The sequence below is a fragment of the Sphingobium sp. B1D7B genome (genome assembly GCF_025961965.1).
Classification (GTDB): Bacteria; Pseudomonadota; Alphaproteobacteria; order Sphingomonadales; family Sphingomonadaceae; genus Sphingobium.
On the sequence record NZ_JAOQOR010000001.1, the window covers coordinates 835,475 to 855,484 of the forward strand.

General features: G+C 65.6%; 18 protein-coding genes and 1 tRNA gene. 14 read left to right on the forward strand and 5 right to left on the reverse strand.

All coding sequences use genetic code 11. The annotated features are described in order from the left end of the window. Positions 1-2 precede the first annotated feature (2 nt). Entirely contained in the window at positions 3-1,142 is a 1,140-nt protein-coding gene (gene metX / locus M2336_RS03895) for a homoserine O-acetyltransferase MetX (protein WP_264574044.1), read from the reverse strand. A gap of 138 nt (positions 1,143-1,280) precedes the next feature. Here metX and hisC point away from each other — a divergent pair, with 138 nt between their 5' ends. The 3 genes from hisC (at position 1,281) to M2336_RS03910 (ending at position 4,086) form a co-directional block, all read left to right on the forward strand. Continuing rightward, positions 1,281-2,396 carry a histidinol-phosphate transaminase gene (gene hisC / locus M2336_RS03900; RefSeq protein ID WP_264592563.1) on the forward strand — a complete coding sequence of 372 codons (1,116 nt, stop codon included), beginning with the start codon at positions 1,281-1,283 and terminating at the stop codon, positions 2,394-2,396. Continuing rightward, positions 2,396-3,304: a prephenate/arogenate dehydrogenase family protein gene (locus tag M2336_RS03905; RefSeq protein ID WP_264574046.1), complete on the forward strand. Its 909-nt coding sequence runs from the start codon at positions 2,396-2,398 to the stop codon at positions 3,302-3,304. The genes hisC and M2336_RS03905 overlap by 1 nt, the downstream gene beginning before the upstream one ends. A 113-nt stretch (positions 3,305-3,417) precedes the next feature. Continuing rightward, positions 3,418-4,086: a hypothetical protein gene (locus M2336_RS03910; protein WP_264592564.1), complete on the forward strand. Its 669-nt coding sequence runs from the start codon at positions 3,418-3,420 to the stop codon at positions 4,084-4,086. A gap of 70 nt (positions 4,087-4,156) precedes the next feature. On the opposite strand, the gene M2336_RS03915 is transcribed toward M2336_RS03910, so the two are convergent. Beyond that, a complete protein-coding gene (locus M2336_RS03915) occupies positions 4,157-6,523 on the reverse strand; it encodes a ribonuclease R family protein (protein WP_264592565.1) in 2,367 nt (788 codons plus the stop codon). A gap of 236 nt (positions 6,524-6,759) precedes the next feature. Here M2336_RS03915 and M2336_RS03920 point away from each other — a divergent pair, with 236 nt between their 5' ends. The 3 genes from M2336_RS03920 (at position 6,760) to M2336_RS03930 (ending at position 9,231) form a co-directional block, all read left to right on the forward strand. Further along, entirely contained in the window at positions 6,760-7,392 is a 633-nt protein-coding gene (locus M2336_RS03920) for a PilZ domain-containing protein (RefSeq protein WP_264574955.1), read from the forward strand. 130 nt (positions 7,393-7,522) lie between these two features. After that, on the forward strand, positions 7,523-7,843 hold the full coding sequence (locus M2336_RS03925) for a DMT family transporter (protein WP_264574049.1): 321 nt from the start codon (positions 7,523-7,525) through the stop codon (positions 7,841-7,843). A 137-nt stretch (positions 7,844-7,980) separates the two neighbouring features. Further along, entirely contained in the window at positions 7,981-9,231 is a 1,251-nt protein-coding gene (locus tag M2336_RS03930; RefSeq protein ID WP_264574050.1) for a mechanosensitive ion channel family protein, read from the forward strand. A gap of 46 nt (positions 9,232-9,277) precedes the next feature. Here the strand turns inward: M2336_RS03930 and dapD are convergent, their stop codons facing one another. Next, positions 9,278-10,120, reverse strand: a complete 843-nt coding sequence (dapD, locus tag M2336_RS03935) for a 2,3,4,5-tetrahydropyridine-2,6-dicarboxylate N-succinyltransferase (protein WP_264574051.1) — start codon at positions 10,118-10,120, stop codon at positions 9,278-9,280. A gap of 252 nt (positions 10,121-10,372) precedes the next feature. Here dapD and M2336_RS03940 point away from each other — a divergent pair, with 252 nt between their 5' ends. Further along, entirely contained in the window at positions 10,373-10,801 is a 429-nt protein-coding gene (locus M2336_RS03940) for a GlcG/HbpS family heme-binding protein (RefSeq protein ID WP_264574052.1), read from the forward strand. A gap of 18 nt (positions 10,802-10,819) precedes the next feature. Beyond that, complete coding sequence (locus tag M2336_RS03945) at positions 10,820-12,934, forward strand: malate synthase G (protein WP_264574053.1); 2,115 nt, start codon at positions 10,820-10,822, stop codon at positions 12,932-12,934. Positions 12,935-12,992: 58 nt separating this feature from the next. Here the strand turns inward: M2336_RS03945 and M2336_RS03950 are convergent, their stop codons facing one another. Both M2336_RS03950 and M2336_RS03955 read right to left on the reverse strand, forming a co-directional pair. Continuing rightward, entirely contained in the window at positions 12,993-13,433 is a 441-nt protein-coding gene (locus M2336_RS03950) for a DUF4168 domain-containing protein (RefSeq protein ID WP_264574054.1), read from the reverse strand. Between the two features lie 204 nt (positions 13,434-13,637). Continuing rightward, positions 13,638-13,712: transfer RNA gene (locus M2336_RS03955), tRNA-Thr, on the reverse strand. 110 nt (positions 13,713-13,822) lie between these two features. Between M2336_RS03955 and M2336_RS03960 the strand changes: the two genes are divergently transcribed. From M2336_RS03960 to M2336_RS03985, 6 genes are all read left to right on the forward strand, one after another. Continuing rightward, a complete protein-coding gene (locus M2336_RS03960) occupies positions 13,823-13,990 on the forward strand; it encodes a hypothetical protein (protein ID WP_181560989.1) in 168 nt (55 codons plus the stop codon). A 205-nt stretch (positions 13,991-14,195) separates the two neighbouring features. Beyond that, positions 14,196-14,900 (forward strand): CerR family C-terminal domain-containing protein, encoded by a 705-nt coding sequence (locus M2336_RS03965; protein ID WP_264574055.1) that lies wholly within the window; start codon positions 14,196-14,198, stop codon positions 14,898-14,900. Between the two features lie 4 nt (positions 14,901-14,904). Beyond that, entirely contained in the window at positions 14,905-15,909 is a 1,005-nt protein-coding gene (locus M2336_RS03970) for an HlyD family efflux transporter periplasmic adaptor subunit (protein ID WP_264574056.1), read from the forward strand. 49 nt (positions 15,910-15,958) lie between these two features. Further along, positions 15,959-17,713, forward strand: a complete 1,755-nt coding sequence (locus M2336_RS03975) for an ATP-binding cassette domain-containing protein (RefSeq protein WP_264574057.1) — start codon at positions 15,959-15,961, stop codon at positions 17,711-17,713. After that, the gene (locus tag M2336_RS03980; RefSeq protein ID WP_264574058.1) at positions 17,710-18,894 is read left to right on the forward strand and encodes an ABC transporter permease; all 1,185 of its coding nucleotides are present in this window, start codon (positions 17,710-17,712) and stop codon (positions 18,892-18,894) included. The genes M2336_RS03975 and M2336_RS03980 overlap by 4 nt, the downstream gene beginning before the upstream one ends. After that, positions 18,894-20,006 (forward strand): ABC transporter permease, encoded by a 1,113-nt coding sequence (locus tag M2336_RS03985; RefSeq protein WP_264592566.1) that lies wholly within the window; start codon positions 18,894-18,896, stop codon positions 20,004-20,006. The genes M2336_RS03980 and M2336_RS03985 overlap by 1 nt, the downstream gene beginning before the upstream one ends. The last annotated feature ends 4 nt before the right edge of the window (positions 20,007-20,010 follow it).

The window sequence follows — 20,010 nt, forward strand, 5'->3', positions numbered from 1 at the left end:
TGTCACGCACCGCCTCGTAGGAAGCCATCCAGAACGCGATTCATCTCGGGCGCGTCCAGCAGGAAGCTGTCATGGCCAAAGGGGCTCGACAGCTCGACGAAGGTCGCGGCCCGACCGGCCGCATGGAGCGCGTGGACGATGTTGCGCGATTCTGTCGTCGGGTAGAGCCAGTCGGTGTCGAAGCTGATGATGCAAAAGCGCGCCTGCGTCCGCGCGAACGCATTGGCCAGACTGCCGCCATGATCCTCTGCCAGATCGAAATAATCTGTCGCCCGCGTGATGTAGAGATAGCTGTTGGCGTCGAACCGCTCGACGAAGCTGATGCCCTGGTGGCGCAAATAGCTCTCAACCTGAAAGTCGGCATCGAAGCCGAAGGTCTTCGTCTCCCGCGCCTGCAGCTTGCGGCCGAACTTTTCGGTCAGCCCGGCTTCGGAAAGATAGGTGATGTGCGCGGCCATGCGCGCCACCGCCAAGCCCGCAGCCGGGGGCTCGCCGCTCGCATAATAGTCGCCACCGCGCCAGCGCGGGTCGGCCATGATCGCCTGGCGCCCCACTTCGTGAAAGGCGATGTTTTGCGCGCTGTGACGGGCGGTAGTGGCAATCGCCAGCACGGCGCGCACGCGCTCCGGATAGAGGGTCGGCCATGCCAGCGCCTGCATCCCGCCCATCGAGCCGCCGACCACAGCGGCAAGCTGGGCCACGCCCAGATGATCGAGCAGCATCGCCTGCGCGCGGACCATGTCGGCGATGGTGATGACGGGAAAGCGCATCGCAAAAGGCGCGCCGGTGGCAGGATCGATGCTGGCCGGGCCGGAAGAGCCGAGGCAACTGCCCAACACATTGGCGCAGATGATGAAATGCCGCTCGGGGTCGATCGGCTTGCCGGGTCCCACGGCGCGTGTCCACCAGCCGGCCTTGCCGGTCACCGGATGTTCCGACGCCACGAACTGGTCGCCGGTCAGCGCATGGCAGATCAGCACGGCATTGCTGCCCTGCGCGTTCAGCGTGCCATAGGTTTCGTAAGCGATCTCGACGGGCGTCAGGCTGGCGCCGCTATCGAGCCGGAGCGGCCCTGCCAGCCGGATAGACCGCCGCAGGCCGAAGCGCTGGTCTGTGGAAGCGATGGCACTCTCCATGGACATGATCCAGCGCTTGAGCCGAAGAACGGGCATTGTCAATCGGGCCGGCCGGGCGGGGCGGTGGACCGCATCCTCGCGGAGGTTTGGGCGAATCGCACAGGCCTTTGCCAATTGCGCACAGCGGGGCTAAAGCGCCACGCCATGACAGACGATCTCCAAAAGCCCGCCGCACCCGCCGCCAAAGACTGGATCATGGCCATCGCGCCTTATGTGCCGGGCAAGTCGAAGGCGGACGATGGCCGCGAGGTCGTGAAGCTTTCGTCCAATGAAAATCCCTTCGGCACAGCCGAGCCAGTGCGCGCGGCATTCCGCTCCGCTGCCGACTGCCTGGAGCGCTATCCCGACTCCGCTGCGGTGGAACTGCGCGAGGCGATTGCGCAGCGGCATGGGCTCGATCCGGCACGGATCATCTACGGCACGGGGTCGGATGAAGTGCTGCACATGGCTGCCGGCACCTTCGCGGGCGCGGGCGATGAGATCATTTTCATGCGCTATGGCTTCTCCGTCTACCCCATCGCGACGCGTCGCGTCGGCGCGGTGCCCGTCGAGGTGGCGGACAAGGATTATGCGACGGATGTCGATGCCATCCTGGCCCATGTCACGGATCGCACCCGGCTGGTGTTCCTCGCCAATCCGAACAACCCGACCGGCACGTTCACGCCCCGCGCGGAGATCGCCCGCCTGCATGCCGGACTGCCGCCGCATGTGCTGCTGGTGCTGGATCAGGCCTATAGCGAATATCTCGACGCCGAGGATGACGATGGCGGGCTGGAGCTGGCCCGCACCGCACCCAATGTGCTGGTCACGCGCACCTTCTCCAAGATCTTCGGCCTTGCTGCCGGCCGGGTGGGCTGGGGCTATGCCAGCGCGGCGGTGATCGACGCGATGCATCGTATTCGCCAGCCCTTCTCCTTCCCCATCGCCTCGTCCCGCGCGGCGGTCGCGGCGCTGGAGGCCCAGGACTTCGTGGAGAAGAGCCGCGCGCACAACAGCGAATGGCGCGCCTGGTTCGAGACCGAGATCGGGGCGCTTAGCAACAAGGGGCTGCGCGCCGTGCCATCCAAGGCCAATTTCAGCCTCGTACTGTTCGAGGGCAAGACGAGCGCCGAGACGGCCTATAAGGGCCTGATGGACGCGGGCTATATCGTGCGCTGGCTGCCCGGGCAGGATCTGCCCAACGCCCTGCGCATCACCATCGGCACGCCGGAAGACATGAAGGGGCTCGTCGCTGCACTCCGCCGGATCGTCGGCGCCTGATGCTGCCCTTTTCGCGCGTTTCCATCATCGGACTGGGCCTGATCGGCTCGTCGCTGGCGCGCGCCCTGCGGGCCTATGCGCCGACCGTGCGGGTGGTCGGGCACGATGCCAATCCGGAAGTGCGGGAGACCGCGCGCCGGATCGACCTATGCGACGATGTGACGGACACGCCCGGGGCGGCGGTGATCGACGCCGATCTGGTTGTGCTGTGCGTCCCCCCCGGCGCGATGGCACCCGTTGCCGAGGCCATTCGCGACGATCTGGCAGCCGATGTCATCTTCTCGGAGGTGGCCTCCTCCCAAGCGAGCATCATTGCCGACATCCACCGGGTCCTGCCCGACGTGACGCTGGTGCCGGCACATCCGGTTGCCGGCACGGAGAATAGCGGCCCGGAGGCAGGGTTTGCGACGCTGTTCCGCAACCGCTGGTGTATCCTCACGCCGCCGGCCGGGACCGATCCGGTTGCGGTCACGCGGGTCGAGGCGCTGTGGCAGCGACTGGGCGCCAATGTCGAGATCATGGATGCCGCGCATCATGATCTGGTGCTGGCCGTCACCAGCCATTTGCCGCACCTCATCGCTTATACGATCGTGGGCACGGCCAATGATCTGGAGAGCGTGACGCGCAGCGAAGTCATCAAATATTCGGCCGGCGGCTTTCGCGACTTCACCCGCATCGCCGCATCCGATCCCACCATGTGGCGCGATGTCTTCCTCACCAACAAGGACGCGGTGCTGGAGATGCTTCAGCGCTTCTCGGAGGATCTCTCGCAACTGCAAAGGGCCATTCGCTGGGGCGATGGCGACGCGCTGTTCGAGCATTTCAGCAAGACGCGGGCGATCCGCCGCTCGATCATCGAGCAAGGGCAGGACGACGCCGCGCCTGACTTCGGCCGGCAGCACGAATAATCGGCCGCCCAAACACAGTGATCGCTTCCGCGGCGTATATCCCTGACAGGATATGACGCCTGTACCCGGCTCGGGCATGAGCGCGCCCTCACGACATTTGGGGGGAAAGCAAAATGCCTATCAAGATGAAGACCTGTCTCGCACTGAGCACCGCCACGCTTCTGGCGGTGTCGCCCGCCTTCGCAGAAGATGCGCGTTACTCGGTTGGCGTCACCGCCGGCACGCTCGGCACCGGGCCGGAAGTGGGGATGAGGATCAATGAGACGTTTGGCGTACGAGCCAGCGCGTCCTTCTTCGATTTCAGCCATGACATCGACGTCAACGACCTGACCTATGAGGGCAAGCTGAAGCTCGAGTCCTATGGCGCCGTCGCGGACGTCTATCCGTTCGGCGGCGCGTTCCGGCTTTCCGGTGGTTTCCGCATCGCCAAGAACCGGGTCAGCGCTACGGCGACGCCGACCGAGCCTGTCACCATCGGCGATGTTACTTATACCCCGAGTGAGATCGGCACGCTCTCCGGCACGATCCGCGCCAAGGACTTCGCCCCGCTGCTGACCGTGGGTTATGCGGGTGGCCTGACGCGCGGCATCAAGTTCGGCGTGGACGCCGGCGCCATGTTCCAAGGCACGCCGCGCGTGGATGCGCTGCGCGCCACCGGTAGCCTCGCGACCAACGCGGCTTTCCAGGAGCAGTTGCTCAAGGAACAGGCGGACGTCGACGACGAGGTCAACAAGTACAAGGTTTACCCTGTGCTGCAGTTTTCTCTGTTCTATGCCTTTTGACCTGACAGCGCAGGAATGAGCAACGGGGCGCGCCTAGATGGAGCGCCCCTTCATCCAATGTCCCGCGCGATTAGCGGCGTTTGACCGGCCCCTTGCGGCGCGCGGTGTGCCGGATGTTCGGCGGGCGTCCGGTGCGGCGGACGGGCGCACTGCCCGGACGGCGGCGGTCCTTGCGTTCGGGCATGTGGCTGGCGCCGTGCGGAATCTCGAAGCGCAGCGCGCCGCTCACCGGGTCGGATTCGGCGATGCGCAGGTCGATGCGGTCGCCCATGGCATAGCGGTCGCCGCTATCCTCGCCGATCAGCGCCTGCTGCACCTCGTCATAGCGAAAATATTCGCCACCGAGCGTCGAGACGGGCACGAGTCCATCGCCGCCCAGTTCGACGACGGTGGCGAAGAAGCCGAAACTCTGCACGCCGGTGATGCGGCAGGCCATGATTTCGCCGACATGCTGCGCCAGAAATGCGGCGACATAGCGGTCGACGGTTTCACGCTCCGCCTCCATCGCACGCCGCTCATATTGGCTGATCCGCTCGCCGATGGGCGCGAGATCGGCCACGTCTTCCGAAGAGAGCCGCGTGTCGCGCGGGAGCGACTTGTCCGCCGGGGCGGGCATTTCCAGCCCATAGGCGCCGACCAGCGAGCGATGCACCAAAAGGTCCGAATAGCGCCGGATCGGTGAGGTGAAGTGCGCATAGGAGCCGAGCGACAGGCCGAAATGGCCGAGATTGCGCGGGCCGTAATAGGCCTGCGTCTGGCTGCGCAGGATCTGCTCCATGATCTGCGGCCGCGCGGCGGCATCATCCGGAATCTGCTCGATCAGCCGGTTGAAGGTCTTGGTGGTGATCACCTGCCCGAGCGCTAGGCTGATGCCGTAGGTTTCAAGATACTCCTTAAGCGTCGTCAGCTTCTCACGGCTCGGCGGCTCATGGACGCGGTACATGACCGGCGCCTTCTTGGCTTCCAGCGCCTTGGCGGCAGCGACATTGGCGGTGACCATGAAATCCTCGATCAGCCGGTGCGCATCCAGCCGTTCGCGGATGGCGATGCTGACGATGCGGCCTTCCTCGTCCAGCACCACCCGGCGCTCGGGCAGGTCGAGATCGAGCGGACCACGGGCATCGCGGGCCTTGGCCAGCGCCCGCCAGCAAGCCCAGAGCGGCACCAGTGCGTCGTCGATCAGCCCATCGCCCTTGAGGCGGTCGATGAGGCCGATGTCGAGCCGGGTGTCGGAGAAGGTCCGCCCGGGCTTGCCTTCCACCCGGTCCACGGCGGCCTGTGCCATCTCATAAGGAATGTTGGCGGCGACGCGGATGATCGCGCGGGTGAAGCGCCAGGATTTGAGCGCACCGCCCGGTCCGATGACGAGGTGGCAGGCCAGTACGGCGCGATCCTCGCCTGCCTTGAGCGAGCACATGTCCGACGAGAGCGCGTGCGGCAGCATCGGCACGACACGGTCGGGGAAATAGACGCTGTTGCCGCGCTTGCGCGCGGAGCGATCCAGTGCCGAGCCGGGCCGTACATAATAAGCGACGTCTGCAATGGCGACGATGGCCTTGAAGCCGCCTTCATTGGCGGGATCATCGTCCGGCGCGGCCCATACGGCATCGTCGAAATCGCGGGCATCGACCGGGTCGATCGCGACGATGGGCAGGGCGCGCAGGTCCTCGCGCGCATCGGCGTGGAGGGGCAGGTCGTGGACCTTCGCCGCTTCGGCCTCGGCCTCCTCGGGAAACATGTCGGGAATGCCATATTTGTGAATGGCGATCAGGCTGAAGCTACGCGGCTGGAAGGGGTCGCCGAGTACGTCCGTCACCCGCGCGGTGACGCGCGGCGGTCGGCCACTCTTCTCGGCCAGCACGAGATCGCCCGGCTGCGCATCGCCCTGGTCACTGATCGGCGTCTCATAGCGGATGCGCTTGTCGACGGGACGCAGGATCAGCTTGCCGCGTTCGTCCTTGGCGACCACGCCGAGCATCTGCTCGGTCGCGCCGGCCAGCTTCTTCATCGGATGGGCGACCCAGCCATGACCGGCCTGCTCGGTGCGCGCCAGAATCCGGTCGCCAACGCCCAGAGCGCCGCGCTTGCCGCGCTCGATGACGCGCAGCTTGGGAATAGGGTGGCCCTCGGCTTCCCAGCGCTCCGGCACGGCGATGACCTGACCGCCATCGGACTCGACCACGCGCAGCACGGTCACCTTAGGGACGCCGCCCATCAGGTTGAACGCTCTCGCCTTGCCGGTTTCAAGCAGACCTTCGTCGGCCATGTCGCGCAGCAGGGCCTTGAGCGCGATCTTCTCATTGCCGCGCAGGCCAAAGGCCTTGGCGATCTCGCGCTTGCCTGCCGGCTGATCGGCATTGCTGATGAAATCGAGGATCTGTTCGCGCGTCGGCAGGCCGGCGGGCTGGGGACGGGTGGGCTTTCTGGGTGGTGCCATAGCGTCGATATAGGCACGTGCCGGCGCCGGCGCTAATCAATTGCAACGCGGCCCCTTCGGCGCATTTCGGGACGCGGCATTGGGCGCGAGTCGACGGATGGGATTTGCGCCGGCAAGCGAGCCTGCTATTTGCGGGGAGATTTCCTCAGCCCCGCAGACGTCCGGGAGGTCGGACGGACGCCGGGCCGAGCGACGGATCTAGAGAATGTTTTTTGGATAGGAAGCCGATTGTGCCGATGCCGGCAGACCAGTCCAACCCAGCGGCCGCTCGGCCTTCCCGCACGAATCTGCTCCTGTCCGCGACTATTGAGGCGGAGGGGATCGCCGCTCCGGTGCGCATCCGCAATCTCTCCGAGCACGGCGCATTGCTGGAAGGCGCTGCGCTGCCGCCGGTCGGTGCAGGCCTCATCTTGCGGCGCTTGCAGCTTGAGATGGGCGCCACGGTCATCTGGGTGGACAAGAATCGCTGTGGCGTGCGCTTTGAGGGCACGATTTCGGTGTCCGGCTGGCGCGAGGGCAATTGGATCGCTGCCGCAAGTCAGACCGGGCAGCCCCGCGTCGATGCGCCTCTGCCGTCATCACGGCCCGCTCCGGCTGGGGCGGCGCCCCGCGCCTCGGCCCCGACTGCGGAGCTGGATCGGCGGATCGCCGAGGAACTGGATGGGCTGCGGCATCTGATCGAAGACCTCGGCACGCAACTGGTCGAAACGGTGGATGTCACGAGCCGGGCGACCGCCTTGCAGCAGTTCGATCTTGCCGCGCAGACGCTTGGCTATCTGGCCGAGGTGCTCAAGGCGCCCGACCGGGCAGTCGCCATTGACGCCATCGGCATGGAACGCCTCCGCCAGCGCCTGCTCGGCGGCGGCTGAGGGGATGATCACCTCAGGGCGTAACTGCCCTTGATCGGGCGTGGTGTGGCGCCTAAATTTTCCTTGCGGCGACCACGTTCCCGCCTCTGACGTCAAGACCGGGACGGCCCGGCGCTTTCAGGAGGCTTTCATGGCGTGGATTGCGCTTTTTATCGCGGGGTTATTCGAGGTCGTCTGGGCAACGGCCATGAAGCAGTCGGATGGCTTCACCCGGCTATGGCCCACCCTCGTCATGATCGCGGCGATGCTGCTCAGCTTTGCCTGCCTGGCCTGGTCGCTGAAGGTTTTGCCACTCGGCACGGCCTATACGATCTGGACGGGCATCGGCGCGCTCGGCGCATTCGCTGTCGGCATCGCGTTTTTTGGGGAGGCGCTTACAGTGCTGCGGCTGACCGCTGCTGCGCTGATCGTTTCGGGCCTCGTCCTCATGAAGATTTCAACGCCGGTCTAGATCGTCTGGCGCAGCCAGCGGCCCGCACAATCCGGCCGCTGGTTTGACTTCATGCCTAAAGGCAGGCAGGTTGGCCGCCCAATTTGCGATAAAACAGGAGCTTATCGCCGGCCCCTCTCGCGGCCGCGCCCTTTGTCATGATTGATTCTATTCCCACGGCAACCGACCCTTCCTTTTCCATTCCCCTTTTTGATCGGTGGTTCGCCGGTTTGCCGGCCTGGGCTGAAAGCCTCGCCGGGCTGGCAATCCTGATCGCGGTCGCGGCGCTCGCGAACTTCATCTTCAAGTCGATCCTGCTGCGCATGGCGCTGCGCGTCCTGCCGCACGATACGCCTGCGCTCGGCCGCGCGGTGGCCCGGCTGACCAATATCGTCCCGGCTATGGTAGTCTCGGGCGGAATCGCGGCCGTGCCGCATTTGCCGCCGTCGCTGGTGACGGTGGTGCAGAATGTGGCGGGCGCGTTCGTGATCCTCACCATCGTGCTGGCGCTCAGCCATGCACTGACCTTCGTCAACGATCTCTACCAGCGGCGGCCGCACGCCGTGAACCGGCCGATCAAGGGCTATATCCAGGTTCTCAAGATCGTGCTGTTTGCGGCGGCGGCGATCCTGATGATCGCCCAGCTGATGGACAAGTCGCCGCTGCTGCTGCTGTCCGGCCTTGGCGCCATGGCGGCAGTCATCATGCTGGTGTTCAAGGATACGATCCTGTCGCTGGTGGCGTCCGTCCAGCTGACCTCCAACGACATGTTGCGCGTCGGTGACTGGATCGAGATGCCGCAGCTCAATGCTGATGGCGACGTGATCGACATCGCGCTGCACACGGTGAAGGTGCAGAACTGGGACAAGACGATCACCACCATCCCGACTCACCGGCTGATCGAGGAGAGCTTCAAGAACTGGCGCGGCATGTCCGAATCAGGCGGGCGGCGGATCAAGCGCTCGCTGATGATCGACCAGACCAGCGTGCGGTTTCTGTCCGATCAGGAAGAGCAGAGCCTGCGCCGCTTTGCGCTGCTGGGCGACTATCTGGCGGAGAAGCAGGCGGAGCTGGAGCGATGGAACAGCCGCATCGCCCATGACGGCCTTGATCCGGTGAACAGCCGGCGCGTCACCAATTTCGGGACATTCCGGGCCTATATGGCCGCCTATCTGCGGGCCAATGCGCGCATCTCGAAGGAGATGACGCTGCTGGTGCGGCAACTGGACCCGACGCCGCAGGGCATTCCGCTGGAAATCTACTGCTTCACTACCACCACGGCTTGGGCGGCCTATGAGGGGATCCAGGCCGACATCTTCGACCATATGCTGGCGGTGCTGGACTCCTTCGATTTGCGGGTTTTCCAGGAGCCGAGCGGACGGGATTTGCGCCAGCTCAAAGCCGCCTGAGGAATAGGGGAAGGTGGGCGAGGTCTGGCCCCGCCCCCTTTCCTGATCAGTCGCGCAGCAGGTCGTTGATGCCCGTCTTGGAGCGGGTCTGCGCGTCGACGGTCTTGACGATGACGGCGCAATAGAGGCTCGGGCCGGGCGTGCCGTCCGGCAGCGGCTTGCCGGGGAGCGAGCCGGGCACAACCACCGAATAGGGCGGCACCTCGCCCATATAGACCTTGCCGGTGGCGCGATCGACGATCTTGGTCGACTGGCCAATGAACACGCCCATCGACAGCACCGAGCCCTGGCCGATGCGCACGCCCTCGACGACTTCCGAGCGTGCGCCGATGAAGCAGTCATCCTCGATGATCACCGGGTCGGCCTGCAGCGGCTCCAGCACGCCGCCAATGCCGACGCCGCCGGAGAGGTGGACGTTCTTGCCGATCTGCGCGCAGCTGCCGACCGTCACCCAGGTGTCGACCATCGTGCCTTCGCCCACGAACGCACCGATATTGGTGAAGCTGGGCATCAGGATGACATTCTTGCCGACATAGCTGCCGGCGCGGACGATGGAACCGGGCACGGCGCGGAAGCCCGCGGCGCGGAAATCCGCCTCGCCCCAGTTGGCGAACTTGGAGGGCACCTTGTCCCACCAGTGGCCGGCGCCGGGACCGTTGTCGATCAACGTATTGTCGTTGAGACGGAAGGAGAGCAGCACGGCCTTCTTGAGCCACTGATTGACCTGCCAGCCATTCCCGGTGGGCTCGGCAACGCGTGCCTCGCCGCTGTCCAGCAGCGCCAGCGCCTTCTCCACCGCCGCACGGACGTCGCCCGTGGTGGACAGGCCGATATTGGCGCGGTCCTCCCATGCGGCATCGATGGTGGCGATCAGCTTGGTATCGGTCATGACGTCCCTCGTATTTCATCGCGAGTGCGGAGTGTGGGCCGCCCCATAATGCGTTTTGGCGCGATGCTGAACCGCTTTGTGACCGGGGCGTTAGCATTTGGGCAGTTGCCGCAACGTATGCCCTGTCGCCAGCAGGGCATTGCGCTTCGCGGCTGATTCGACGCGGACTTCGCTGGTCTCGACTGAACGGGCCGGCTATGTCCACGTACAGCCAAATCCCGATGATCGCACGTGAGCGGAAGGAACAGATTTATGAGCCGGATCAGTTTGCAACAGGCCAATGCGGTCATCGAGGGTGTCTTCGCGAAAGGGCAGGCCGCAGGGTTCAAACCGCTGAGCGCCGCCGTCGTGGATGCGGGCGGGCATTTGATCGCCTTTCAGCGTGGCGATGGCGCTTCTTTCGCGCGCGCGCAGGTGGCGACGGGCAAGGCGGCCGGCGCGCTCGCCATGGGCGTTTCCTCGCGCAAGCTGGGGGACATGGCGCAGGAGCGGCCCTGGTTCATCGGCGCTTTTGCGGCCTCCGCGCCGCATGCGGTGATCCCGGCCGCCGGTGGCGTCATCATCGTCGACGATGAGGCCGTGGCGATCGGCGCGGTCGGGGTGACCGGCGACACATCGGACAATGACGAAGCGGCCGCGCTGGCCGGGCTGGCAGCGGCCGGCCTCAAGGCGCAGGGCTGAACGGCGGGGATGCAAGGCATGACGAACAAGGTGGACCGCGCCGGGCTCTCGGTGGCGCAGGAACTGGCCGATTTCATCGAGCAGCGCGCGCTGCCGGGTACGGGGCTGACTGCGCAAGCCTTTTGGGCCGGGACGGCGGCGATCTTCGCCGATTTTGCACCGCGCAATCGGGCGTTGCTGGCGAAGCGCGACGATCTTCAGGCGCAGATCGATGCCTGGCATGAGGCGCGGGCCGGCCAACCGATCGATCAGCCGGCCTATGAGGCGTTCCTGCGCGAGATTGGTTATCTCGTTCCAGAGCCGGCGCCCTTCACCATCGATCCGCAAAAGGTCGATGCCGAGCTCGCAACGCTGGCCGGTCCGCAATTGGTGGTGCCGGTGCTCAACGCCCGCTTCCTGCTCAACGCGGCCAATGCGCGCTGGGGTAGCCTGTACGATGCGCTCTACGGCACGGATGCCTTGCCGGGAACGGCCAGGCCGGGCGGATACGATCCCGAGCGCGGCGCGCAGGTCATCGCCTGGGCCAAGGCCTTTCTCGACCAGGCTGTGCCGCTGGTGTCCGGAAGCTGGGCGGACATGGGCGATCCCGCCAAGGGCTTCGCGATCGCGGATGGCACCCAATATGTCGGCCAGACGCCCAAGGGCCGCCTGTTCCGCAAGAACGGCCTGCATATCGAGGTGGTGTTCGATCGCAATCACCCCATCGGCAAGGATGATCCCTCGGGCATGGCTGACGTGGTGATCGAATCGGCGCTCTCGACCATCGTCGATCTTGAGGATTCGGTCGCGGCCGTGGACGCGCAGGACAAGGTGGCGGCCTATGCCAACTGGCTCGGGCTGATGCAGGGTGACCTCTCTGCGACGTTCGAGAAAGGCGGCAAAACGCAGACGCGCAGGCTCAATCAGGACCGTGTTTTCAAGGACCGCGAGGGGTCGGAATGGTCGCTTAAGGGACGCAGCCTCCTGCTCGTCCGCAATGTCGGCCATCTGATGACCACGCCGGCGATTGTGCTGCCCGATGGCGCCGAGGCGCCCGAGGGCATTCTCGATGGCATCGTCACCAGCCTGATCGCCCTGCACGATCTCAAGGGCGCCGGCCCGATGCGCAACAGTCTCGCCGGCAGCGTCTACATCGTGAAGCCCAAGATGCACGGGCCGGAGGAATGCGCCTTCACCAACGATCTGTTCGATGCGATCGAGGATATGCTGGGCATGGACCGGCACACGATCAAGGTCGGCGTGATGGACGAGGAGCGGAGGACGTCCGCCAACCTCATGGCCTGCATCGCGGCGGTCAAGGATCGGGTGGTGTTCATCAACACCGGCTTCCTCGACCGGACGGGCGATGAGATTCACACATCGATGCGAGCCGGGGCGATGATCCGCAAGGGCGACATGAAGAGCGCCGCCTGGATCAAGGCCTATGAGGATCGCAACGTGCAGATCGGTCTGGCCTGCGGATTCTCTGGCCGGGCGCAGATCGGCAAGGGCATGTGGGCGGCGCCGGACCGGATGGCCGACATGCTTGAGCAGAAGATCGCGCATCCCATGAGCGGGGCGAACACGGCCTGGGTGCCCTCCCCGACGGCGGCGACGCTGCACGCGACGCATTATCACACCGTTGATGTGGCGGCGCGCCAGCAGGGGCGCGGCCGCGAGCCGGTGGCGCCGCTTTCGGACCTGCTCACCGTGCCACTCTCGTCCGGCACCAACTGGTCCGAGCAGGAGATCGTCGAGGAGCTGGAGAATAATGCGCAGGGGATTCTCGGCTATGTCGTGCGCTGGATCGATCAGGGGGTTGGCTGTTCGAAGGTGCCGGACATCAACGACATCGGCCTGATGGAAGATCGCGCGACGCTGCGCATTTCCTCCCAGCATATCGCCAACTGGCTGCTCCATGGCGTGTGTACGCCGGCGCAGGTCGATTCGGCCTTCGAGAAGATGGCGGCCAAGGTCGACGCACAGAATGCCGGCGATCCGCTCTATCGACCGATGGCAGGCCATCCGGAGAGCCTCGCCCTGCAAGCTGCACGGGCCTTGGTGTTCGAGGGCGTCGCGCAACCAAACGGCTATACCGAGCCGCTGCTTCATGCGTGGCGATTGCGGGTGAAGGCGCAGGACAACCGGGCATGAAAATGGGCGGCTCCGGAGGGAGCCGCCCTATTCGTTTCAGCGTTGTGCGCGCCGCGTCTTAAGGATTCGCGGTCGCCGGCTGCTGCGTCGCCATGTCGGCCGAGGCCAGTTCCTGAATCTTCTTCACGAGATCCGGATTGGTCCGGGTCGCCTGGGCAATCTCGTTGTAGCGCGCCGGCGTCAGGCCACTGGACTGCACTGCGGCGAGCATCTGCTCCTGCTTGGCGTCCGCAGCGACCGTTGCGTCCTTCTGGATCTTGTCCGCCTGGATAGCGGCCTTGGCAAAGCCGACCAGCTCCGCATCCGTAAAGCTCGTGGGAGCTGCTGCCGTAGCCGGTGCGGCCGGCGTGGCAGGAGAAGCCGGCGCTGCGGGCGAGGCTGGCGACGCGGGGGCGGCCGGCTGTGCAGTAGCCGGCGCTGCGGTGTCCTGCGCCATGGCTGGCACGGCAATGCCGCCGCTCAGCAGCAACGCAGCGGTGTAAAGCAGTGATGACTTCATGACGGATACCTTTCAGATGTTTTGAACCGTGCTTGAAAGGTAGGGAGCGATGGGGAGGGGGCAAATAAACGTCGATTACACGTTTACTCACCGGGGTGAGGTGTGTCTGCAGCGCCACTCATGCGCCGTAAGTCGATGATTTATCATGGCCCGCAACCGCCCTTCAGGGGCGGGCGCTGCGTTCTTCACAGCAGATGGGGAAAATGGTGCTGCCGGCGAGGATTGAACTCGCGACCTCAGCCTTACCAAGGATGCGCTCTACCACTGAGCTACGGCAGCACTGCCGTTCGCAGGGGTACCCCGCGTCAGCAAGGCCGCGCCTATGGCCTTACCGTCTGGCCTTGTCAAGGCGACTTGCAGCGCAAAAGCCGGATTCGTAAAGCAAGGGCATGAGTACCCCGCCCTCCGACCGCCAACGCCGGCTCGCCGAAGCGCTGCGGGCCAATCTGCGCCGCCGCAAGGGGCAGGCCCGTGCCAAGACGGATGCGCCGGATTCAAAGGCCACGCTGGATCAACCTTTCGAGGGGCGCGAGGAGGAGGCTCCTACGGGTCGCTAGGGCGTCGCAGCGGTTCAAACCAGCCTTCCTGACGGTTACTCTCACCATTTGACATTGTTCGTTCGATCGAACAAATATCCTTCATGCGGTCTCCATCGTCATTGTGCTGGTCATCGTTGAACGCCACTCGACGAAGGATGTCGAGATCGAGCGGTTCAGGGACGTGCCACCAGCACGTCCGCCACGCCATGACGGGCAAAGAAAAATGCATGAGGCCGTAACCCGCACGCGCAAGAAAGCGCTCGCGACGGATATCGGGGCCGCATCCGTGGACACGGAAAGCCCTGCAAGAAGCGATCTTCCGTTGCAGATTATCGAGGCAGCTCTTGAGCAATTCGGCCGCTTCGGCTTCGATGGGGCAAGCACGCGCGAAATTGCCCGCGCCAGCGGGACGGCGATGTCCTCGATCACCTATCACTTCGGCTCCAAGGAAGGGCTCTACCTCGCCTGCGCCGACCATATCGCCTCCGTCGTGGGGAGTATCTACGCGCCGCTGATCGCCATCATCGAGAAGCAGCCACCGCAGACGCCCGCGCAGGCCCGCACACAGATGCTGGCGCTGCTGGAGACGCTGGCGCGCTTCCTGCTCTCGTCGCGCTCGGCGACCTTTGCGCAGTTCGTGGCCCGCGAGCAGCAGCACCCGACCGAGGCCTTCACGCGCCTCTACGATGGATTGATAGGGCCGCTGGTGGAGACCGCGATTCTTCTCTCCGCGGTCGCACGGCCCTCGCTCGCGGAAGCGGAGCGCCGCCCGCTGATCCTCCATATCATGGGCATGGCGCTGATTTTGCGCCTCGGCCGCGCCTGCGTGGTGCGGACCATGCAAGTGCCCGATCTCGATTCCGCCACGGGCGAGGCGCTGGTCGCCAGCCTGCTCAAGTCCGCCGAAACCCTGCTCACCGAGGAATGACGCCATGACCCGCCAGCGCCTGATCGTGCTCATCATCGTCACCGTCATGCTGATCGCTGCCGTGAGCACGCGCGGCTTCGGGCTGCTGGGGCGGGATGACGGGCCTCTGACGCTCTATGGCAATGTCGACATTCGGGAAGTGGATCTCGGCTTCCGGGTCGGCGGACGGATCGCGCAGATCCCGGTCGAGGAAGGCCAGCGGGTCAAGCAGGGCATGCTGCTGGCCGAGCTGGACCGGGCCTCCATCGATAGCGCCGTCGCCCAGTCCGATGCGCGCGTGGCGCAGGCTCGCGCGGAACTGCTCAAGCTCCAGCGCGGCAGTCGGCCGGAAGATGTCGCTCAGGCGCAGGCTCGCTTTGCGGCAGCGCAGGCGGCGGCGCGCGATGCCCAGCGCGACTATGAACGCCGGCAGCCGCTGGTCGCCCCGGGCGCAATCAGCCGCGATGTGTGGGAATCGACCGTCGCCATGCGCGATCGCGCTAATGCCCAGCTCGCTGAAGCGCAGGCGGCGCTGACCCTGGTGCGCACCGGCGCGCGGCGCGAAGATATCGAGGCGGCGCGCGCGGCGCTGCAGGCGGCAGAGGCATCCCGCAAGGGCGTTGGCACCGATCTCGATGACGCCCGCCTGCTCGCGAGCGTGGATGGTGTGGTGGTGACCCGTGCGCGCGAACCCGGCGCGATCGTGGCGCCGGGCGAAACCGTCTTCACGCTGGCCATCGATCGCCCGGTGCGCGTGCGGGCCTATGTGGCGGAGAACCAGCTCAGCCGGATAGCCCCGGGCATGACGGTCACGATCACGGCGGACGGCAACCCCAAATCCTATTCCGGCATCATCGGCTATATTTCGCCGCGCGCGGAATTCACCCCCAAGACGGTGGAGACGAGCGACCTGCGCACCGACTTGGTCTATCGCTTGCGGATCGTCGTGGATGATCCGGACGGCAAGCTGCGGCAGGGCCAGCCGGTGAGCGTTGCCATCGCCGATCCCGCCCCCACAGCGAAGCGCTGACCATGCGCGGGACGTCGCCATCGCGACGGAATAACGGCGGCAGGCCGATATGAGTGACCTCGCGCCAGTCGCTGGCGATAGCCAGCCGGTCGCGACGGCCACGGGGATCGTGAAAGCGTTCGGCGACACACGTGCGCTCGGCGGGGTCGACCTGGTGGTGGTGCCGGGCAAGGTCACCGGGCTGGTCGGGCCGGATGGCGCCGGCAAGACGACGTTGATTCGCGTGCTGGCCGGGCTGATGCGGGCGGACCAGGGCGCCGTTTCCATTCTCGGCGCGCCGCCGGCCGACCGCCTTGATTCGATCGGCTACATGCCGCAGCGCTTCGGCCTCTATGAAGACCTGACCGTGCGTGAGAATCTCGTCCTTTATGCCGAGATGCGGGGTCTGCCGCGCGATGCGCAGGAGAGCGTCTTCAAGCGCCTGCTCGAATTCACCGATCTCGCCCGCTTTCAGGCGCGCCCGGCCGGCAAGCTCTCGGGTGGCATGAAGCAGAAGCTGGGCCTGGCCTGCGCGCTGGTGAGCACGCCGCCATTGCTGCTGCTGGACGAGCCGGGCGTGGGCGTCGATCCGATCAGCCGCCGCGAGCTGTGGGCCATGGTTGCCGAGTTGACCAAGGAGGGCATCGGCGTGCTCTGGTCCACCGCCTATCTCGATGAAGCCGAGATGTGCGACACGGTGTATCTGCTGAGCGAGGGGCGAACGCTGTTCACGGGTCCGCCGGCCACGCTGACCGATGCGATCAGCGACCGCGTGATTCGGGTCACCGGTTTTGCCGAGCGCCGGCGGCAGGCGCTCATCCGCGCGCTCGACCGGCCTGACGTGATCGACGGTACCTTGCAGGGCCGCGCGATCCGCCTGCTCATCGGCGAGGGCCATCCGGTGCCGGATGCCGACGCGCTCGATATGGGGCCGGAAACGCAGGTGTCTCGGGCGCCTGCGCGCTTCGAGGATGGGTTCATCGAGCGGCTGGGGGGCGGGCCGGAAGGGACCAGCGCGCTGGCGGCGGCGTATCGCGAGATTCCCGCCAGCGACGCACCCGCCATTGAGGCCAGGGGGCTAACCAAAAGATTCGGCGACTTCACGGCGGCGCGCGATGTGAGCTTCACGGTTCCGCGCGGGCAGATTTTCGGCCTGCTGGGGCCAAATGGGGCCGGCAAATCGACCACGTTCAAGATGCTGTGTGGCCTGCTCACGCCGAGCGAGGGCAGCGGATCGGTCGCCGGGCACGATCTGCGCCGGGCCGCCGCACAGGCCCGCGGATCGCTGGGCTATATGGCGCAGAAATTCTCGCTCTATGGCGATCTGTCGGTTGCCCAGAATCTCGATTTCTTCGCCGGCGCTTATGATCTGTCCGGCGGGCAGGCGCGCGCGGCGATCGAGCGGGTTACCGACATTTTCGAGCTCGGCGGCAACCTCAAGCGCAATGCCGGGACGCTGCCGCTCGGCTTCAAGCAGCGCCTCGCTCTGGCCTGCGCGGTGATGCACGAGCCGCCGGTGCTGTTCCTCGATGAGCCGACATCCGGTGTCGATCCGGTGATGCGCCGCGAGTTCTGGACGCATATCAACGGACTCGTCCGGCGCGGCGTCACGGTGCTGGTCACCACTCATTTCATGGACGAGGCCGAATATTGCGACGATGTGACGCTCATCTATCGCGCGCAGCAGATCGCCAGCGGCCCGCCCGACTCGCTCAAGGCGAAAGCCGGCGAACTGACCGGCAAGGATGATCCCACGATGGAGGATGCGTTCATCGCGCTCATCGAGGCGTCCGACGCCCACCGGGACGCGGAGGCCGCGGCATGAGTGGGACCGATCCCGACCCGACGCTGGCGCAGGTGGAGGCGAGTGCCGGCGCCATGGCAGGCTCTTCGCGCCGCCGGCTGCTGGCGCTGATCGTCAAGGAATATGCCCAAATCCGGCGCGACCCTTCGACCTTCCTCATCGCCTTTGCGATGCCGCTGCTGCTGCTCTTCCTCTTCGGCTATGCGATTTCCCTCGATCCGCGCGACACCAAGATCGCTTTGGTCGTGCAGGATGACAGCGCGCCGGCCGCGCGGCTCGCGCAGGCCTATGCCCATTCGCCCTATTTCCAGGTCACCCGGCTCAATGCCGTGCTGCCCGCCCGTACACTGATGCAGCAGGGGGCGATCCGTGGCTTCGTCGTCGTTCCGCTCGATTTCGGCCGGGCCATGGTGCAGGGCACGCCACAGCCGATCCAGATCGTCACCGATGGCACCCAGCCCAATCAGGCGAATTTCGTCGCCAGCTATGCCGAGGGGGTGCGCCAGACATGGATGGCCGACGAGCTGGGGATGCGCCTCGGGCGCAGGGCTGCGCCGCCCATCGATGTCTCCCAGCGCATGTGGTTCAATCCGGGCCTGCAGAGCCGCTATTTCCTCGTGCCCGGCGCCATCGCCATCGTGATGACGATGATCGGTACGCTGCTCACCGCGCTGGTCGTCGCGCGTGAATGGGAGCGCGGCACCATGGAGGCGCTGCTGGCCACGCCGATGCGGATGACCGAGTTCATCCTCTCCAAGGTGCTGCCCTATTTCCTGCTCGGCATGGTCTCCATGGCGCTGTGCACGGTGATCGCGGTGACCGCCTTCGGTCTGCCCTTCCACGGGTCGATCTTCGCCCTGTTCGCCATCGCCGCCGCCTTTCTGCTGCCGGCGCTTGGGTTGGGGCTGTTCATTTCGGCCACGACGCGCAACCAGTTCGTGGCCAGTCAGGTGGCGTTGCTCGCCTCCTTCCTCCCGACCTTCCTGCTCTCCGGCTTCATCTTCGAGATCGGATCGATGCCTTGGCCGATCCAGGCGCTGACCTATGCCGTGCCGGCGCGCTACCTCATTCCCGCGCTGCAAACCGTGTTCATGGCCGGAGACATCTGGGCGATCATCCTGCCCAACATCCTCATCATGCTGGGCTTTGGCCTCCTGTTCTTCATCCTCTGCTTCCGCGCCACGCGGCGGAGCCTTGACTGATGGCCGCCCGGTTCACCCGCCTGCGCGCGATGATCGTCAAGGAGATCTGGGCGCTGCTGCGCGATCCCAAGTCGCGCATCGTGCTCGTGCTGCCGCCGCTGATCCAGTTGCTGATCTTCACCTTCGCAACCACGCTGGACGTCAAGAATGTCGACATCGGCCTCGTCGATCGCTCCGGCGGCGCCCATGCGCAGGAATTGCTCCAACGGATCGAGGGCAGTCCGCGCTTTCGGGACGTCATCGTGCTGCCCTCCATGGCGGCGATGGAAGAGGCGATCGACGAGCAAAAGGTGCTTGCGGCGCTCGTCATTCAGGAGGATTTCGACCAGCGGCTGGCCCGAGGCCAAAGCGCCACGCTGGGCCTGGTGCTGGATGGCCGCCGGTCCAATGCCGCACAGATCGTTGCGGGCTATGTGAACCAGATCGCGGCGGGCTATGGCGCGGAACTGGCGCCGATCAGCGCGCGCATGGCCGGCGGCAGCGCGGTGACCCATTGGTACAATCCCAGCCTCGATTATATGTGGTTCACCCTGCCGGGGCTGGTGGCGCTGATCATCTCCATCGCCGGCATCGCCATCACCTCGCAGGCGGTGGCCCGCGAGCGGGAACTTGGGACGTTCGATCAGCTGATGGTCTCGCCCATGCGGGTGCATGAGATTCTCATCGGCATGATGGTGCCGCCGCTCTTGGTCGGCATGGTCAATGGCGTGTTGTTTCTGGTGGTGGCGCAGGTTGCCTTCGGGGTGCCTTTCACCGGCTCCTTCCTGCTCTTCATCATCGCGATGCTCTTTTACCAGCTTGCCCTCATCGGCCTGGGTCTGCTCGTTTCGGCCATGTCGATGACGCAGCAGCAGGCGTTTCTCGGCTCGTTCATCGTCACCGTGCCGCTCATCCTGCTCTCCGGCTATGCCGCGCCGATCGAGAATATGCCGGACTGGTTGCAGATCATTACGCACGCCGATCCGGTCCGCTATTTCCTCATCATCGTGCAGGGCCTGTTCTTGAAGGCCATGCCCGCCGCCGTCGTGTTCCATCAGCTCTGGCCGCTTGGTGTCATAGCCCTCGTCTCTCTGAGCGCGGCGGCCTGGCTGTTCCGTGCCCGAATGGAGTGAAGTC

What these genes read in the sequence shown, in the direction of transcription:
- M2336_RS03960 (WP_181560989.1), top strand. Translation starts at nt 13,823, where the DNA reads ATGAGTACCCCGCCCTCCGACCGCCAACGCCGGCTCGCCGAAGCGCTG.
- M2336_RS03920 (WP_264574955.1), top strand. Translation starts at nt 6,760, where the DNA reads ATGCCGGCAGACCAGTCCAACCCAGCGGCCGCTCGGCCTTCCCGCACG.
- M2336_RS03915 (WP_264592565.1), bottom strand. Translation starts at nt 6,523, where the DNA reads ATGGCACCACCCAGAAAGCCCACCCGTCCCCAGCCCGCCGGCCTGCCG.
- M2336_RS03945 (WP_264574053.1), top strand. Translation starts at nt 10,820, where the DNA reads ATGACGAACAAGGTGGACCGCGCCGGGCTCTCGGTGGCGCAGGAACTG.
- M2336_RS03940 (WP_264574052.1), top strand. Translation starts at nt 10,373, where the DNA reads ATGAGCCGGATCAGTTTGCAACAGGCCAATGCGGTCATCGAGGGTGTC.
- M2336_RS03975 (WP_264574057.1), top strand. Translation starts at nt 15,959, where the DNA reads ATGAGTGACCTCGCGCCAGTCGCTGGCGATAGCCAGCCGGTCGCGACG.
- M2336_RS03985 (WP_264592566.1), top strand. Translation starts at nt 18,894, where the DNA reads ATGGCCGCCCGGTTCACCCGCCTGCGCGCGATGATCGTCAAGGAGATC.
- M2336_RS03905 (WP_264574046.1), top strand. Translation starts at nt 2,396, where the DNA reads ATGCTGCCCTTTTCGCGCGTTTCCATCATCGGACTGGGCCTGATCGGC.
- M2336_RS03970 (WP_264574056.1), top strand. Translation starts at nt 14,905, where the DNA reads ATGACCCGCCAGCGCCTGATCGTGCTCATCATCGTCACCGTCATGCTG.
- M2336_RS03930 (WP_264574050.1), top strand. Translation starts at nt 7,981, where the DNA reads ATGATTGATTCTATTCCCACGGCAACCGACCCTTCCTTTTCCATTCCC.
- M2336_RS03925 (WP_264574049.1), top strand. Translation starts at nt 7,523, where the DNA reads ATGGCGTGGATTGCGCTTTTTATCGCGGGGTTATTCGAGGTCGTCTGG.
- M2336_RS03950 (WP_264574054.1), bottom strand. Translation starts at nt 13,433, where the DNA reads ATGAAGTCATCACTGCTTTACACCGCTGCGTTGCTGCTGAGCGGCGGC.
- M2336_RS03910 (WP_264592564.1), top strand. Translation starts at nt 3,418, where the DNA reads ATGCCTATCAAGATGAAGACCTGTCTCGCACTGAGCACCGCCACGCTT.
- M2336_RS03965 (WP_264574055.1), top strand. Translation starts at nt 14,196, where the DNA reads ATGCATGAGGCCGTAACCCGCACGCGCAAGAAAGCGCTCGCGACGGAT.
- metX (WP_264574044.1), bottom strand. Translation starts at nt 1,142, where the DNA reads ATGTCCATGGAGAGTGCCATCGCTTCCACAGACCAGCGCTTCGGCCTG.
- hisC (WP_264592563.1), top strand. Translation starts at nt 1,281, where the DNA reads ATGACAGACGATCTCCAAAAGCCCGCCGCACCCGCCGCCAAAGACTGG.
- M2336_RS03980 (WP_264574058.1), top strand. Translation starts at nt 17,710, where the DNA reads ATGAGTGGGACCGATCCCGACCCGACGCTGGCGCAGGTGGAGGCGAGT.
- dapD (WP_264574051.1), bottom strand. Translation starts at nt 10,120, where the DNA reads ATGACCGATACCAAGCTGATCGCCACCATCGATGCCGCATGGGAGGAC.